The following is a 15,828-nucleotide window of genomic DNA, read 5'->3' as shown; positions in this document are numbered from 1 at the left end:
TCCACGACGCGAGGTCAGTCCTATGGTCATGGTCAAGGTTCCATCCCGCCCGGTCCCACACCGTCCGCTGACGCGTCTGCTCCTCGCCGTCGGCGTCACCGCCACCGCCCTGGTGGCCGTCCCGGCCACCGCCGCGCAGGCCGCGCCGCCCGCCGAGGACGACGCGAAGGGCGGGGGCAAGGTGCTCACCGTCGCCGTCTCGCAGAGCGTCGACTCCCTCAGCCCGTTCCTCGCCCAGAAGCTGCTCTCGACCAGCATCCACCGGCTGGCGTACGAGTACCTCACCAACTACGACGCGAAGGACGCCAAGCCCATCCCGGGCCTGGCCACCGCCTGGCAGTCCTCGGCCGACAAGCTGACCTGGACCTACACGATCCGCAAGGACTCGAAGTGGTCGGACGGCAAGCCCGCCACCGCCGAGGACGCGGCGTGGACGTTCAACAAGATGATGACCGACCCGAACGCGGCCACCGCGAACGGCAGCTTCACCGCCAACTTCGCGAAGGTCACCGCGCCGGACCCGCAGACCCTCGTCATCACGCTGAAGAAGCCGCAGGCCACGATGACGGCGCTCGACGTGCCGATCGTGCCCAAGCACGTCTGGGAGAAGGTCGGGGACTTCTCGAAGTTCAACAACGACCAGAGCTTCCCGATCGTCGGCAACGGCCCGTTCGTCATCACGGACTTCAAGGTCGACCAGTACCTCAAGCTCAAGCCGAACAAGACCTTCTGGCGCGGGGTGCCCAAGTTCGACGAGCTGGTGTTCAAGTACTACAAGGACGGTGACGCGGCCGTCGCGGCACTGCAGAAGGGCGAGGTGTCCTTCGTCCCGAACCTCACCCCGGCGCAGGCCGACGCGCTGAAGACCCAGAAGAACATCAAGGTCAACGACGCGCCCGGCCGCCGCTTCTTCGCGCTCGCCACCAACCCCGGCGCCAAGGCCAAGGACGGCAAGAAGTTCGGCAACGGCCATCCGGCGCTCCTCGACCCGGCGGTCCGCAAGGCGCTGTTCCTCGCCGTGGACCGCACGACCATCGTCGACAAGGTGTTCCAGGGCCACGCCGTCGAGGGCGAGGGCTACATCCCGCCGCGCTTCGGCACGTACTTCTGGAAGCCCGGGGCCGCGCAGAAGCTCGGCTACGACCCGGCGAAGTCCGCGCAGCTCCTGGACCAGGCCGGGTACAGGAAGAACGCGGCCGGCAAGCGGGTGGGCAAGGACGGCAAGGCGCTGGACCTCCGGATCCTGTGCCACGCCACCGACCCGAACGACAAGGCGATCGGCAAGTACCTGCAGGAGTGGTGGGGCAAGCTCGGCGTCGGGCTGAAGGTCGACTGCCTGGACAACGTCTCCGACCCCTGGCTGAAGGGCGACTACGACCTCGCGTTCGACGGCTGGTCCGTCAACCCCGACCCGGACTACGTGCTGTCCATCCACACCTGCGGCGCCCTGCCCGCGACACCGAAGGACACCGGCGCGACGGACAACTTCATCTGCGACCCGGGCTTCGACGCGCTGTACGCGCGGCAGGCGGTGGAGTACGACGCGGCCAAGCGGGCGGATCTGGTGAAGCAGATGCAGTCCAGGCTGTACGACACGGGGTACATGAACATCATGGCCTACCCGAACGCCCTCGAGGCGTACCGCACGGACCAGATCGCGTCCCTCACGACGATGCCGGAGGCCGCGGGCAACATCTACGGCCAGGACGGCTACTGGAGCTGGTGGTCGGCGGTGCCGGCAGGCTCGTCCGCGGAGGACTCCGACGGCGGCACCTCGACCGGCGTCGTGGTCGGCATCGTCGCGGGCGTGGTGGTCGTCCTCGGCCTCGGGCTGTTCCTCGCCAAGCGCCGGCGCGCCACCGCCGACGACCGCGAGTAGAGGATCGCGTCCGGATGACGACGGCGAGCACGCCGGCCGACGTGGTGCGCCCCCCGGAAGGAACGGCGGGGCGCGCCGCGGACGGCGCGGCGCAGGGCACGGTCGGCGCGTATCTGCGGCATGCGGCGGGCAAGCTGGGCGGCGCTGCCGTCTCGCTGCTCGCCGTGCTGGTCACCAGTTTCTTCCTGTTCCGGATCATCCCGGGCGACCCGGTGAAGGCGATGACCCACGGGGTGCCGACGTCGGCGGAGCAACTGGCGACGCTGCGGAGGCAGTTCGGACTGGATCTGCCGCTGTGGCAGCAGTTCACGGACTACTGCGCGAAGGCGCTGACCGGCGATCTGGGGATGTCCTACCAGTTCCGCGCGCCGGTCGGGGAGCTGATCGCGCAGAAGCTGCCGGCGACGCTGCTGCTGACCGGCGTGGCGGTGCTGCTGTACTCGGCGCTGGGGCTGTGGCTGGGCACGCGGTCGGCGTGGCGGCACGGCAGCCTGGGCGACAAGCTGAACACGGGAGTGGCGCTGACGCTGTGGTCGGTGCCGTCGTTCTGGCTGGGCCTGCTGCTGATCATCGTGTTCTCGGTGGGCATGGGCCCGGTGCCGGGGCTGTTCCCGACCGGCGGGATGGAGTCGGGCAGCGGGGCGACCGGGTTCGCGTACGCGTTCGACGTGGCGCACCACATGGTGCTGCCGGTGATCACCCTGGTCGCCGTCGGGTACGCGCAGACGCTGCTCGTGATGCGGTCCTCGCTGCTCGACGAGATGGGCAGCGACTATCTGACGACGGCGCGGGCGAAGGGGCTGCGCGACGACGCGGTGCGCCGCCGGCACGCGGTGCCGAACGCGCTGCTGCCGACGGTGACGATGGTGTTCATCAATCTGGGCCATGTGGCGGCCGGTTCGATCCTGGTGGAGACGGTGTTCTCCTGGCCGGGTCTGGGCGGACTGTTCTACCAGGCGCTGAGCGTGCCGGACCTGCCGCTGGTGCAGGGTCTGTTCGTGGTGTTCGCGGGGGCGATGATCGTGATGAATCTGCTGGCCGATCTGCTGTATCCGCTGCTCGATCCCCGGGTGGGCCGATGACCTCTCTCGTGTGGCAGCGCCGCGGGGCCTCGGCGGCGCGCTTCTGGCAGCAGTACCGGACGCACCGGGCCGGACTGTACGGGCTCGCCGGTCTGGCGCTGATCGCGCTGCTCGCCCTTGCGGCGCCGTGGCTCGTGGGCGCGGACGTGCAGTCGGTGACCGACGCCCCCGGTACGGCGCTGGAGTCTCCGAGCGCCGAATTCCCGCTGGGCACCGACCAGTTCGGGCGGTCGCTGCTCGGGCTGCTGATCTGGGGCGCGCGGGTCTCGCTGCTCGTGGGGCTGCTCGCGGCGGCGCTGTCGGTGGCGATCGGCACCCTGGTGGGGATCGTGGCGGGGCATTACGGCGGCTGGTTCTCCACGGTCGTCATGCGGATCACGGACTGGTTCCTGGTGATGCCGGCGCTGGTGCTGGCGATCGTGCTGGCGACGGTGATGTCCCGGTCGATGTGGACGGTGATCCTGGCGATCGGGGTGACCTGCTGGCCGACCACGGCCCGGCTGGTGCGCGCCCAGACGATCGCGGTGGAGTCCCGGCCGTACATCGAGCGGGCGAGGGCGCTGGGCGGCGGGCACGGCCATGTGATGACCCGCCATGTCCTGCCGAACGTGATGCCGCTGGTCCTGGCGCAGACGACCCTGATGATCTCGGCGGCGATCCTCACCGAGGCGACGCTGGCCTTCCTGGGCCTGGGCGACCCGACGGTGGTGTCGTGGGGCGGGATGCTCCAGGACGCGCGGGAGGCGGGCGCGGTGTCGTCCGGGCACTGGTGGTACCTGGCGCCGCCGGGGATCGCGATCGCGCTGGTCGCGCTGGCGTTCACGCTGTGCGGGCGGGCGATCGAGTCGGTGCTCAACCCGAAGCTGGGGGTGGGGCGTTGAGCCTGCTCGAGATCAGGGACCTGACGGTGACGTACGGGTCGGGGGCGGACGCGGTGCCGGCCGTGCGCGGCGTGGACCTGAGCCTGGAGTCCGGGAGGAAGCTGGGCGTGGCCGGCGAGTCGGGCTGCGGGAAGTCGACGATGGCGCTGGCGCTGCTGCGGCTGCTGCCGGCGTCGGCGCGGCTGACCGGGCGGATCCTGCTCGACGGGGAGGACGTCCTCGCGATGAAGTGGGGGCGGCTGCGGGCGGTCCGGTGGGCGGGGGCGTCGATCGTCTTCCAGGGCGCGATGCACTCGCTGAACGCGGTGCGGCGGGTCGGCGAGCAGATCGCGGAGCCGCTGTTCGTGCACGGCCGGGCGACGCCCGCGGAGGCGCGGCGCAAGGTGGTGGCGCTGCTCGACCAGGTCGGGCTGCCGGCGGCGCGGGCGGACGCGTACCCGCACGAGCTGTCCGGCGGGCAGCGGCAGCGGGTGATGATCGCGATGGCCCTCGCGTGCGAGCCGCGGCTGATCGTGGCGGACGAGCCGACGACGGCGCTCGACGTGATGATCCAGGCGCAGATCCTGCGGCTGATCGAGGGTCTGGTCGCGGACCAGGACATCGCGCTGCTGATGATCAGCCACGATCTGGCGGTGCTGGCCGACACCTGCGACCGGCTCGCGGTGATGTACGCGGGGCGGATCGTGGAGGAGGGCCCGGCGCGCCAGGTGTACGAGGCGGCGGCGCACCCGTACGGGCGGGCGCTGTCCTCGGCGTTCCCGCGGATCGGCGACGCGGCGTCGCGGCGGGCGCCGCGCGGGCTGCCGGGCGATCCGCCGGACCCGGCGGCGCTGCCGGAGGGCTGCGCGTTCCGTCCGCGCTGTCCGGTGGCGGTGGAGGTGTGCGGTTCGCAGGACCAGGACTTGAGGGACGCGGGCGAGGGCCGCCGGGCGGCGTGCGTACACGTGGGGAGCGGCGCGTGAGTGGACTGTTGTCGGCGGAGGGCCTGCGGGTGGTGTTCCCGGGGCGGCGGGGCGCGCCTGCGGCGCGGGCGGTGGACGGGGTGGACCTGGAGATCGGGGCCGGGGAGATCGTGGCCCTGGTCGGCGAGTCGGGGTGCGGCAAGTCGACGCTGGCGCGGGCGCTGCTCGGGCTGGTGCGGCCGACGGAGGGGGCGGTGTCGTTCGGCGGCGCGCGCCTCGGGTACGCGTCGCGGGCGCTGAAGGAGTACCGGCGGCGGGTGCAGCTGGTGCTGCAGGACCCGAGCGGCTCGCTGAACCCGCGGCACACGGTGTACGACGCGGTCGCGGAGGGCCTGCGGATCCACGGGTACGAGGGGGACGAGCGCGCGGCGGTCGCGGAGGCGCTGGCGCGGGCGGGGCTGCGGCCGCCGGAGCGGTTCTTCCTGCGGTACCCGCACGAGCTGTCGGGCGGGCAGCGGCAGCGGGTGGTGATCGCGGGGGCGCTGGTGCTCGGCCCGGAGCTGATCGTCGCGGACGAGCCGGTGGCGTCGCTGGACGCGTCGGTGCGCGGCGAGATCCTGGCGCTGCTGCTGCGCCTGCGGGACGAGTTGGGTCTGTCGGCGCTGGTGGTCACGCACGATCTGGGGCTGGCGTGGAACATCGCGGACCGGGTGGCGGTGATGTACCTGGGCCGGATCGTGGAGACGGGCTCGGTGGAGTCCGTCCTGACGGCCCCGAAGCACCCGTACACGCAGGCGCTGCTCTCGGTCCTCCCGGAGTCCGAGGAGCCGCCGGTGGTCCTGTCGGGCGAACCCCCGGACCCGTCCCGCATCCCCGGCGGCTGCCGCTTCCACGCCCGCTGCCACGTCCTGGCGACGGGCCGGGCGGGCGCGGTGGCGGACCGCTGCCGGGGCGAGACGCTGCCGATCCTGAGCGGGGCGGCCTCGGACCAGGCCGCCTGCCACTGGGCGTCCGCCGGCGGCTGACCCCGCGCTACGCCTGGTCGGCGTGCTCCTGGTCGTACGCCTCCGTCAGCTCGCGCGACCGCTTCACGTCCGCGGCCATGGCCTCGAGGAGGTCGTCGAGGGTCTCGAACTTCAGCATGCCGCGGATGTACGCGAGGAAGTCCACGGTCACGTGCAGCCCGTACAGGTCCAGGCCGACGCGGTCGATCGCGTACGCCTCGACGGTGCGGTCGACGCCGTCGAACTGCGGGTTGGTGCCCACCGAGATCGCGGCGGGCATCCGCTCGCCGTCCGCGGTGAGCCAGCCCGCGTAGACGCCGTCGGCGGGGATCGCGGTGTGCGGCAGGGTCTCGACGTTCGCCGTCGGGAAGCCGAGCTCGCGGCCGCGCTGCGCGCCGCGCACGACGACGCCCTCGACGCGGTGCGGGCGGCCGAGGATCTCGGCGGCGCCGGCCATGTCGCCCTCGGCGACCAGGCGGCGGGTGAGGGTGGACGAGAACGGCGCGCCGCCGCCCGCGTCGCCGCTGACGAACAGGTCGACGACCTCGACCTCGTAGTCGTACGTGCCGCCGAGCTCGGTGAGGTACTCGACGGTGCCGGCGGCCTTGTGGCCGAAGCGGAAGTTGGGGCCCTCGATGACGGCCTTCGCGTGCAGCTTGTCGACGAGGACCTTCACGATGAAGTCCGCCGGGGACAGCTTCGAGAAGTCCGCGGTGAAGGGGAGGATCAGGCAGGCGTCGACGCCGAGTTCCGCCATCAGCTCCGCGCGGCGGTGGTGCGGCGCGAGCAGCGGCGGGTGGCTGCCGGGGCGGACGACCTCGCTGGGGTGCGGGTCGAAGGTGACGACGACGCAGGGCACGCCGAGCGCGCGGGCCCGGTCCACGGCCCGGCCGATGATCAGCTGGTGTCCGCGGTGCACACCGTCGTAGGAGCCGATGGTGACGACGCTGCGTCCCCAGTCCTGGGGGATGTCCTCCAAGCCACGCCAGCGCTGCACTGTGACCGCTCCTCGTCCGCCTGTTCGCCCATTACGCCGATTACGCAGGTCTAAGGGTGCCATGTCCGCGGCCGTCGGTCGGCATCGGCATGGAACTGCCGAGCGTCTCGACGGTCCGGCGGGCGCTCGGGCCCACCACGGCGGCCCATTCGCCGGGCGCGGCGGTGAGCCATCCGGCGACGAGCGGGGCGAAGCCGGGGGCCTCGCGGGCGAGGGCGACGAGCCGCTGGTCGAAGCGGGTGGCCCCCTCGGGGGTACGGACGAGGAGCAGCCCGACGCGGTGGACCAGGGCCCTGGTGCGGGGCTCGCCGCGGTGGGCGGCGGAGCGAGCGGCGGCGTCGAGGAGAGCGTCGAGAACAGCGGGCTCGGGCGTCCGGTCGAGCCGCTGGAGCAGCACGTCGAGCAGCTCGCCGCGCAGGTAGCGGGAGGCGGCGGTGCCGGGGGCCGCGAGGACGGGGCCGAGGGCGAGCCGGAGCGGCGGCGGGCCGTCGAGGAGCCGAGCCACCAGCGGGTGCAGCACGGAGCGGCCGACGGGGCCGTCCTCGAACCTCCGGTCGACGAACGCGGCGACGTGCGGGGCGCCGTCGGGGCGGCGGTCGGCGTAGGCGAGGACGAGTTCGGCGACGCGGCGGGCGAGGGCGGGCGCGGACACCTCGGCGAGCGCGTCGAGCACGCCGGCGTCGCCGTCGCCGGCCGAGCCGCCGAGCAGCCACTCGCGCAGCGCGTCGAGCACCGGCTCCTGCTCGACGGCCAGCGCGTCGAGCAGCGCTGCGAGGCCCACGGCTCCCTCGGTGAGCGCCTGCGGCAGGTACCGGGCGCGGGTGTGCGGATCCCGTACGAGGATGCCGAGCGCGGCGGCGTGCACCCCCTGGTCCCCGGGCCGGGCGAGCAGCGCGAGCGCGGCGTAGCGCAGCAGGGCCCGGTCGGCGGGGCTGAGTTCCCGCCGGGCGACGAGCCCCCCGTACACGGCCGCGGCCGTCCGCCGCGCGGCCCGCCCGTCGTCGTGCGCCCACCGGTCGACGGCCCGGCAGACGGCGGCGGGCTCGTCCTGAACGAGCGCGGCGAGGAGCTCGTCGGCCCGCCGGTGCGCGGTCGCCACCAGCGCCTCGCAGAGATCGTCGACGGCCGGCCCCCGATGCGTGTACAACAACCGCTGCGCGGCACCCGCCACCTGCTCGTCCCCGAACCACCGGCACAGCAGCGGCTGCACGCCCCGGGGATCGGCGACGAGCCGCTCGACGACGGCCTCGATATACGGCTCACCGGCGGGGACGAGACGACGCAGAAGGTCGAGCCGGTCGTCCTCGGGCAGCACGAGCCCCGTCCAGAAGCCGGGCCCGAAGGGCTCGGCGCTGAGCGCGCCCGCGCCGATCCGATCGGCGAGATCCCGAAGCACCCCCAGGTACGCCCGCGCGTTCGGCACCCGCGACAACGCGTCGCGGACGAGCCGGCCGGCCCACCACCGCGCATCCTCCAGCCGAGCTGCGGGGTTCCAAGGGCCGTCGGGGGCGGGGGTGGGGGTGGGGGTGGGGGTGGGGTCCGCCTCCCCGTCCCCGGGATCCCGGCGCTCCGCGCCTGGGTTCCCCAGGCGTTCGGAGGCGTCCAGCAAGGCCGTCAGGTGCGGGGACAGAGACTCCGGGCCCTGGAGGTGGTCGGTGTGGAGGAGGGACTCCAGGACCGGGCCGATGCGGTGGCGGGGGACGGGGTGGGAGGTCGAGGGGGGCGGGTCCGAGGGCCGGGGGGCCTCGGTGTAGCGGTGGACCAGGGAGTGGAGGGCCGCTTCCACCTCCAGGTGGGTGCCCTGGAGCCAGTCGGCCACCTCCTCGTGGGCGAAGCGGTAGCCCGGGCCCGCCGGGACGAGGATGCCTTCCGTGAGGACGGCGTTGGCCCAGCCGGTGCGCCAGGGGAACAGGGACTCGAAGGACGCGCGGTCCAGTTCGCCCTGGCCGGGGCCCAGGCAGCGGCGGGCCGCCTCGTGGACCTGGCCGGCCACCCGGGCCGCCAGGCGGCGGACCTCCGGGCCGCCGGGCACGGGGCGCCGGGCCGCAGCGATACGGACTGCCACGCGCAGGCACATCAGGTCCAGGTGGGCGGTGAAGATCTCCTCCCGGGTCGGGCTGCCCGGCGCGTCCTCCGGCAGCGCGGCCCGCACCTCGGCCAGCAGGCGCAGCGCCAGGGGGTGTCCGGCCGCCCCCGGGGCCACCTGCGACTCGTCCAGGCCGTGGCGTTCGCGCGCCAGCTTCGCGTCGGGGCCGGTCAGGGGCCCCAGGAACACCGCCCGCGCGGCCCGGCCGTACCCGGGGGCCGCCTGCTCCCAGTGCTCCGGGCGACAGCCAAGGGCGAGACGGGTCTCACGGGCGCGCAGCCACTCCCCCGTGGCCCGCGTCCAGGCGGGCAGCCGGTGCGCCAGGGCCGGGGGCATCTCCTCGGGGGCGTCCAGGACGACGAGCAGGGGCCGCCCGGCCTCGTGCGCGAGGCGCGCGGCCTCCTCGGGGGTCGTGGCCGCCGGATCGCCGGCCGCCCCGGACGCGGCGACGACGCGCCCGGCCCGCGCCAGCGCCCGTCCGACCGCGTCGGCCACGGACGCGTCGTCGGCCCGCAGGTCCGCCCCGCGCAGCCACACCGTCGGCGCGGGCTCGGCGCCGCGTGCCCGGCGCGCGCACAGGGCGGCGAGTTCGGTCGTACGGCCGGTGCCGGGCGCGCCGACGAGTGCCAGGACACGCATGGTCCCGTCGGCGGGAAACGCAGAGAACTCCCTTGTGCAGTCCGCCCGTTCGACCGGTTCGGGAAGCTCCCCGGCCGTCCCGCCGCCCGGCAGCGCGAGGCCGGTCGCGGTGAGTTCCAGCACGCCCGCGAGGTTGAGGTCGGCGCCGTAGCACGGCACCGTCGCCGCGTTGCGCCGCAGCACCGCGCCGAGCGCCCCCGTGGCGGCCAGCGGCAGCGCGTGGCCGCCGGCCCGGCGCCGGCCGTGCAGCGCGGTGCCGAGGACCGCGAGCACCGCCCCGGTGACCGCGTCGAGCACCGGCCCGCCCGCCGCCTCGCCGCTGCGCCGCAGCGCCTCGCGGCCGTCGGTGCCGATGGCGAGTTCGAGGACGCCGTCGATGGCATGGCTCTGTTCCGTCGCCGTGTACGTGACCGGCCCCGTCCCCAGCACCCGCGCCTCGCGCCAGCCGCCGGCCGGGAGCCGTACGTACGTACCGGGCTCGACGGACTCCGTGCCGCGGGCCGCGACCGGCAGGGGCCGCACGCCGAGGCCCTCGCTGCGGATGAGCGCGAGTCCGGCCTCGGGCAGCACGGTGACATCGGCCGGCGCGGCGACCCAGCTGCGCTCCCCGGGTGCCTTCAGGACGACGCGGCCGAGGCCGTCGACGGTCTCGTGCCCGGTGACGACGGTGCCGCGGTCGTCCGCGACGAAGCCGCTCCCCCGCGCCCTCCCCGCGGGATCGCAGATCCGCACCAGCGTCGCCCGGTCCCCGCGTCCCATGGCTCGACGGTAGTTCGGGGGTGATCACCGGCAAAAGCTCGTCGGCGGAAAGCGCCCCCGCGCGCTCCCCGTCTCACTCCGAGCGCCCGCCCGAAGGGGTGAAGGAATGGCACTCGGTGGACAGACACTCCCCGGAGGGGGGTCGTGGGGCGGGTGCGCATGCGCACCCGCCCCACGAGACACACCGCCCGACGAGACACGAAGGAACGCCTCAGCCGAAGACGGCCAGGCTCTTCGCCTTGCCCTTCTGGTTCTCCACCAGCGCGAGCAGCCGGTTTCCCGGCCCGAAGACCGCGACCGGCCCCGGCCCGGTGTCCGGCATGTCCAGACGGACGCCGTTCAGCAGCAGCCGGGCCCGCCTCTCGTCGACCTCCCAGCGCTCGAACGCCGCCTCGGCCGCCTCGGCGACCGGCATGACCGTCAGCTCCTCCTGGAGCTGGTCCAGCGTGCGCGCCGCGTCCAGCTTGTACGGGCCGACCCGGGTGCGCCGCAGCGCGGTGAGGTGGCCGCCCACGCCGAGCCCGGCGCCCAGGTCGCGGGCGAGGGCGCGGATGTACGTACCGGAGGAGCAGACGACGGAGACGACCAGGTCGACGACGGGCGTGCCGTCCTCGGCGACGGCCTCGCGGACGTCGTACACCTGGAACGACGAGACGGTGACCGGCCGGGCCGGGATCTCGAAGTCCTCGCCGCCGCGCACCCGCGCGTACGACCGCTTGCCGTCGATCTTGATCGCGGAGACCTTCGACGGCACCTGCATGATGGCGCCGGTCAGCTCCGCCACACCCGCGTCGATCTGCTCGCGGGTGACCTTCGACGCGTCGACCGACGCCGTGATCTCGCCCTCGGCGTCGTCGGTGATCGTGGTCTGCCCGAGCCGGACGGTGCCCAGGTACTCCTTCTCGGTCAGCGCGAGGTGACCGAGGAGCTTGGTGGCGCGCTCGACGCCGAGGACCAGCACGCCGGTCGCCATCGGGTCGAGGGTTCCGGCGTGGCCGACGCGGCGGGTCTTCGCGATCCCGCGCATCTTGGCCACGACGTCGTGCGAAGTGAAGCCCGACGGCTTGTCGACGATGACAAGGCCGTCGGGCGTCCTGTGCTGCTGGCTCATTCGGCGGTGGTGCCCTCTTCGTCCTCGTCCTCGGGCTTGCGGTACGGGTCCGCCTCGCCGGCGTACGTGGCGCCGGAGGACGCCTCGCGCACCTTGGCGTCGGAGGCCCGTGCCTTGTCGAGGAGGTCCTCGATGGTCCGGGCGTTCTCCGGGAGGGCGTCCGCGACGAAGGCCAGGGTCGGGGTGAACTTGGTGCCCGCGGCCCGGCCGACGGCCGAGCGCAGGATGCCCTTGGCGCTCTCCAGGCCGGCCGCGGCGCTCGCCCGGTCCTCGTCGTCGCCGTAGACCGTGTAGAAGACCGTGGCCTCCCGCAGGTCGCCGGTGACGCGGGTGTCCGTGATCGTCACGTGCGTACCCAGCCGCGGGTCCTTGATGCCCCGCTGCAGCTTCTCGGCGACCACCTCCCGGATGAGGTCCGCCAGCTTCTTCGCCCGCGCGTTGTCGGCCACTGGTCCGTCTCCTTCTTTGCCTTGCACATTCAGTCTTCATCAGTGTGGAGCCGCCGTCGCACCGACAGCAGTTCCACCTCGGGCCGGGCGGCGACCAGCCGCTCGCACCGGTCCAGCACGTCCGACACGAACCCCGCGTCCCCGGCCACCAGCGCGACCCCGATGCGGGCCCTGCGATGGAGGTCCTGGTCGCCCACCTCGGCCGCGCTCACGGAGAACTTGCGTTGGAGCTCGGCGACGACGGGCCGGACGACGGAGCGCTTCTCCTTCAGCGAGCGCACGTCGCCGAGGAGCAGATCGAAGGACAGAGTCCCCACGTACATGTATGTCCGGATGTCCCGCCGGTTCGGGGTCAGTGGCCCCGCCAACCACTTGGCAGGGACACCAGAACCGTACACGCAACGGCCGGGGCCGATCGACGGAATTCCTTCCGCCGACCGGCCCCGTCCGGTACCTGACGATCAGACGCGCGGCTTCTCGCGCATCTCGTAGGTGGCGATGACATCGTCGATCTTGATGTCGTTGTAGTTGCCGAGGTTGATACCGCCCTCGAAGCCCTCGCGGATCTCGGTGACGTCGTCCTTGAAGCGACGCAGACCCGAGATGGTGAGGTTCTCCGCCACGACCTTGCCGTCGCGGATGAGGCGCGCCTTGGTGTTGCGTCGCACCTCGCCCGAGCGGACCAGGACACCGGCGATGTTGCCCAGCTTGGACGAGCGGAAGACCTCGCGGATCTCCGCCGTACCGAGCTCGACCTCTTCGAACTCCGGCTTGAGCAGACCCTTCAGGGCCGCCTCGATCTCCTCGATCGCCTGGTAGATGACCGAGTAGTACCGGACCTCGACGCCCTCGCGCTCGGCCATCTGCGTGGCACGGCCGGCCGCGCGGACGTTGTAGCCGATGACGATCGCGTCGGAGCCCATCGCCAGGTTGATGTCCGACTCCGTGACCTCACCGACGCCGCGGTGGAGAACCCGGATGTCGACCTCTTCGCCGACGTCGAGCTGGAGCAGCGAGGACTCGAGAGCCTCGACCGCACCGGACGCGTCGCCCTTGATGATGAGGTTGAGCTGCTGGATCTCGCCGGCCGCGAGCACCTTGTCGAGGTCCTCGATGGACACCCGGCGGGTGCGCTTGGCGAAGGCCGCGTTGCGCTCGCGCGCCGCACGCTTCTCGGCGATCTGGCGGGCCGTACGGTCCTCGTCGACGACCAGGAGGTTGTCGCCGGCACCCGGCACGTTGGTGAGACCGAGCACCAGGACGGGAGTCGACGGGGTCGCCTCCTCGACGTTGTTGCCCTTGTCGTCGAGCATCGCCCGGACGCGGCCGTACGCGTCGCCGACCACCACGGTGTCGCCGATGCGCAGCGTTCCGCGCTGGACCAGGACGGTCGAGACCGCACCGCGACCACGGTCGAGGTGGGACTCGATCGCGATGCCCTGCGCGTCCTGGTCGGGGTTGGCCCGCAGGTCGAGCGAGGCGTCCGCGGTCAGGACCACGGCCTCGAGCAGCTGGTCGATGTGCAGACCCTGCTTGGCGGAGATGTCGACGAACATCGTGTCGCCGCCGTACTCCTCGGCCACCAGGCCGAACTCGGTCAGCTGACCGCGCACCTTGGTCGGGTCCGCGCCCTCGACGTCGATCTTGTTGACCGCGACCACGATCGGCACGTCGGCCGCCTTGGCGTGGTTCAGCGCCTCGATCGTCTGGGGCATCACACCGTCGTTGGCCGCCACCACGAGGATCGCGATGTCGGTCGACTTGGCACCACGGGCACGCATGGCGGTGAACGCCTCGTGACCCGGGGTGTCGATGAAGGTGATGCGGCGCTCTTCACCGTTGACCTCGGTACCCACCTGGTAGGCACCGATGTGCTGGGTGATGCCGCCGGCCTCGCCCGCCACCACGTTGGTCTTGCGGATGGCGTCGAGAAGGCGGGTCTTACCGTGGTCGACGTGACCCATGACGGTCACGACCGGCGGACGGGAGACCAGAGCCTCTTCGCCGCCCTCGTCCTCGCCGAACTCGATGTCGAAGGACTCGAGCAGCTCACGGTCCTCCTCCTCGGGGCTGACGATCTGAACCGTGTAGTTCATCTCGTCGCCGAGGAGCTGCAGCGTCTCGTCGGAGACGGACTGCGTGGCCGTGACCATCTCGCCGAGGTTCATCATGACCGCGACGAGCGACGCCGGGTTGGCGCCGATCTTCTCGGCGAAGTCGGTGAGGGACGCACCGCGCGACAGGCGAATGGTCTCGCCGCCGCCGCGAGGCAGCATCACACCGCCCACGGACGGGGCCTGCATGGCCTCGTACTCCTGGCGCCTCTGCCGCTTCGACTTGCGACCACGACGCGCCGGACCGCCGGGACGGCCGAACGCACCCTGCGTGCCACCACGGCCGCCGGGGCCGCCGGGACGACCACCGAAGCCGGGACGACCGCCGAAGCCGCCGCCACCGCCACCGGGACCGCCGGGACGACCGCCGCCGCCACCGCCACCGGGACGGCCGGCGAAGCCGCCGCCACCACCGGGACCGGCCGGACGACCGGTGAAGCCGGGACGACCGCCGCCGCCACCGGCACCGCCGGGACGACCGCCGCCGCCGGGGCCGCGACCGCCGGGGCCCGGACGCGGGCCGGCAGCGGGACGCTGCGGCATCATGCCCGGGTTCGGACGGTTGCCGCCGGGGCCGCCGCCGGGACGCGGGGCCTGCGGACGGGGCATGCTGCCCGGGGTCGGACGCGCGGCGCCGCCCTGGGGACGCGGAGCACCGCCGGGACCGCCCTGCGGACGCGGAGCGCCCGGAACGGCACCGGGGCCGCCGGGACGCGGGGCGCCGCCGCCGGGACGGGGCGCCTGCGGGCGCGCCATACCGGTGGAGCCGCCGGAGGTGAACGGGTTGTTGCCCGGACGCGGGCCGGCCGGACGACCGCCCGGACGCGGGGCCTGCTGGCCGGGACGAGCGCCCTGGCCACCGGGACGGGGGGCACGCTCGCCCGGACGCGCGCCGGTCGGGCGCGGACCGGGGGTCGCACCCGGGCGCGGACCGGCGGCCGGGGCCGACGGAGGCGCGGTGAACTCCGGGGCGGCCGGAGCCGGGGCGGCGGGCGCCGGCTTGGGCGCAGCCGCGGGCTTCGGACCCGGGGTCGGACGCGGGCCGGGGGCCGGCGCCGCGGAGGGCTTCTCTGCGGCCGCGGGCTTGGGCGCCGGGGTGGGCGCGCCAGGCTTCGGGGCAGCCGGACGGGCCGCCTGCGCCGGGGACGGCGCGGCGGGCTTGGGGGACGGCGCAGCCTTGCGGGGCGCGCCGGGCTTCGCTGCGGCCTTGCCGGCGGAGCCGGGACCCTGCAGCGCGTCAGTCAACTTGCGCACAACCGGCGCCTCGATCGTCGAGGACGCCGAACGGACGAATTCACCGAGTTCTTGGAGCTTGGCCATGACGACCTTGCTCTCCACGCCGAACTCCTTGGCGAGTTCGTATACCCGGACCTTAGCCACTTCGCTCCTTTTAGGTCCGGTTACCGCCGGACCGTCGCTACTTCATGGGCGTACTCATCGCGTACTCATCGAGTGCTCATCGCAATCTCGACCTACTTCCAACTCGCGAGGTACCTGACCGCACGGGGTTCCGTGCCGTACTTCTTTACTGGTGCTGCCGGTGCTACTGGTTTTGCTGGTCGAACAGCTCTGCCAGCTCCGCCGTCTCCAGCGGGCCCGGGACCTTGAAGGCCCGCGGGAACGCCCGGCGGCGGACCGCCAGGCCGAGACAGACCGAGGCGGGATGCAGATACGCACCCCGGCCGGGCAGCGTACCGCGATGATCGGGGACGCAGGCGCCCTCGACCGCCACGATGCGCAGCAGATCGCTCTTGGCCGCTCGCTCCCGGCAGCCCACACAGGTTCGTTCAGGGCACGCCCGGGCAGGCGTCCGGCCAGACACAATCAAGTCTACCTCCCCGTACCGACCTCACCCGTTTGGGGCAAAAATCGAACGGTCGTCTGTCGTGATCTCGCCGTAGCAGAACGTCACCACGGCAAGACGT

At 73.3% G+C, this 15,828-nt stretch carries 12 protein-coding genes; 5 read left to right on the top strand and 7 right to left on the bottom strand.

The features are described 5' to 3' along the window. Positions 1–22 precede the first annotated feature (22 nt). The 5 genes from ABZO31_RS24700 to ABZO31_RS24680 are packed head-to-tail and all read left to right on the top strand — an operon-like array spanning position 23 to position 5,769. Positions 23–1,879, top strand: a complete 1,857-nt coding sequence (locus ABZO31_RS24700; RefSeq protein WP_406863462.1) for an ABC transporter substrate-binding protein — start codon at positions 23–25, stop codon at positions 1,877–1,879. Positions 1,880–1,893: 14 nt separating this feature from the next. Beyond that, the gene (locus ABZO31_RS24695) at positions 1,894–2,961 is read left to right on the top strand and encodes an ABC transporter permease (protein ID WP_406863461.1); all 1,068 of its coding nucleotides are present in this window, start codon (positions 1,894–1,896) and stop codon (positions 2,959–2,961) included. Continuing rightward, complete coding sequence (locus ABZO31_RS24690; RefSeq protein WP_406863460.1) at positions 2,958–3,842, top strand: ABC transporter permease; 885 nt, start codon at positions 2,958–2,960, stop codon at positions 3,840–3,842. The genes ABZO31_RS24695 and ABZO31_RS24690 overlap by 4 nt, the downstream gene beginning before the upstream one ends. Continuing rightward, positions 3,839–4,804, top strand: a complete 966-nt coding sequence (locus ABZO31_RS24685; protein WP_406863459.1) for an ABC transporter ATP-binding protein — start codon at positions 3,839–3,841, stop codon at positions 4,802–4,804. The genes ABZO31_RS24690 and ABZO31_RS24685 overlap by 4 nt, the downstream gene beginning before the upstream one ends. Next, positions 4,801–5,769 (top strand): ABC transporter ATP-binding protein, encoded by a 969-nt coding sequence (locus ABZO31_RS24680; RefSeq protein WP_406863458.1) that lies wholly within the window; start codon positions 4,801–4,803, stop codon positions 5,767–5,769. The genes ABZO31_RS24685 and ABZO31_RS24680 overlap by 4 nt, the downstream gene beginning before the upstream one ends. Positions 5,770–5,776: 7 nt before the next feature. On the opposite strand, the gene ABZO31_RS24675 is transcribed toward ABZO31_RS24680, so the two are convergent. The 7 genes from ABZO31_RS24675 to ABZO31_RS24645 form a co-directional block, all read right to left on the bottom strand. Next, on the bottom strand, positions 5,777–6,745 hold the full coding sequence (locus ABZO31_RS24675) for a bifunctional riboflavin kinase/FAD synthetase (RefSeq protein WP_406863457.1): 969 nt from the start codon (positions 6,743–6,745) through the stop codon (positions 5,777–5,779). A 40-nt stretch (positions 6,746–6,785) separates the two neighbouring features. Next, positions 6,786–10,229, bottom strand: coding sequence for a serine protease (locus ABZO31_RS24670; RefSeq protein ID WP_406863456.1), 3,444 nt, complete (start codon positions 10,227–10,229; stop codon positions 6,786–6,788). 211 nt (positions 10,230–10,440) lie between these two features. Beyond that, positions 10,441–11,340, bottom strand: coding sequence for a tRNA pseudouridine(55) synthase TruB (truB, locus tag ABZO31_RS24665; protein ID WP_406863455.1), 900 nt, complete (start codon positions 11,338–11,340; stop codon positions 10,441–10,443). Further along, a complete protein-coding gene (gene rbfA, locus ABZO31_RS24660; RefSeq protein WP_406863454.1) occupies positions 11,337–11,789 on the bottom strand; it encodes a 30S ribosome-binding factor RbfA in 453 nt (150 codons plus the stop codon). The genes truB and rbfA overlap by 4 nt, the downstream gene beginning before the upstream one ends. A 29-nt stretch (positions 11,790–11,818) precedes the next feature. Beyond that, complete coding sequence (locus tag ABZO31_RS24655) at positions 11,819–12,112, bottom strand: DUF503 domain-containing protein (protein ID WP_406863453.1); 294 nt, start codon at positions 12,110–12,112, stop codon at positions 11,819–11,821. 138 nt (positions 12,113–12,250) lie between these two features. Then, positions 12,251–15,283: a translation initiation factor IF-2 gene (gene infB / locus ABZO31_RS24650; RefSeq protein WP_406863452.1), complete on the bottom strand. Its 3,033-nt coding sequence runs from the start codon at positions 15,281–15,283 to the stop codon at positions 12,251–12,253. Between the two features lie 163 nt (positions 15,284–15,446). After that, positions 15,447–15,725: a YlxR family protein gene (locus tag ABZO31_RS24645; protein ID WP_406865461.1), complete on the bottom strand. Its 279-nt coding sequence runs from the start codon at positions 15,723–15,725 to the stop codon at positions 15,447–15,449. Positions 15,726–15,828: the final 103 nt, after the last annotated feature.

The sequence above is a fragment of the Streptomyces solicamelliae genome (genome assembly GCF_045348655.1).
In the GTDB taxonomy this organism is placed as follows: Bacteria; Actinomycetota; Actinomycetes; order Streptomycetales; family Streptomycetaceae; genus Streptomyces; species Streptomyces solicamelliae.
This window is presented reverse-complemented; position numbering and strand designations above follow the sequence as displayed.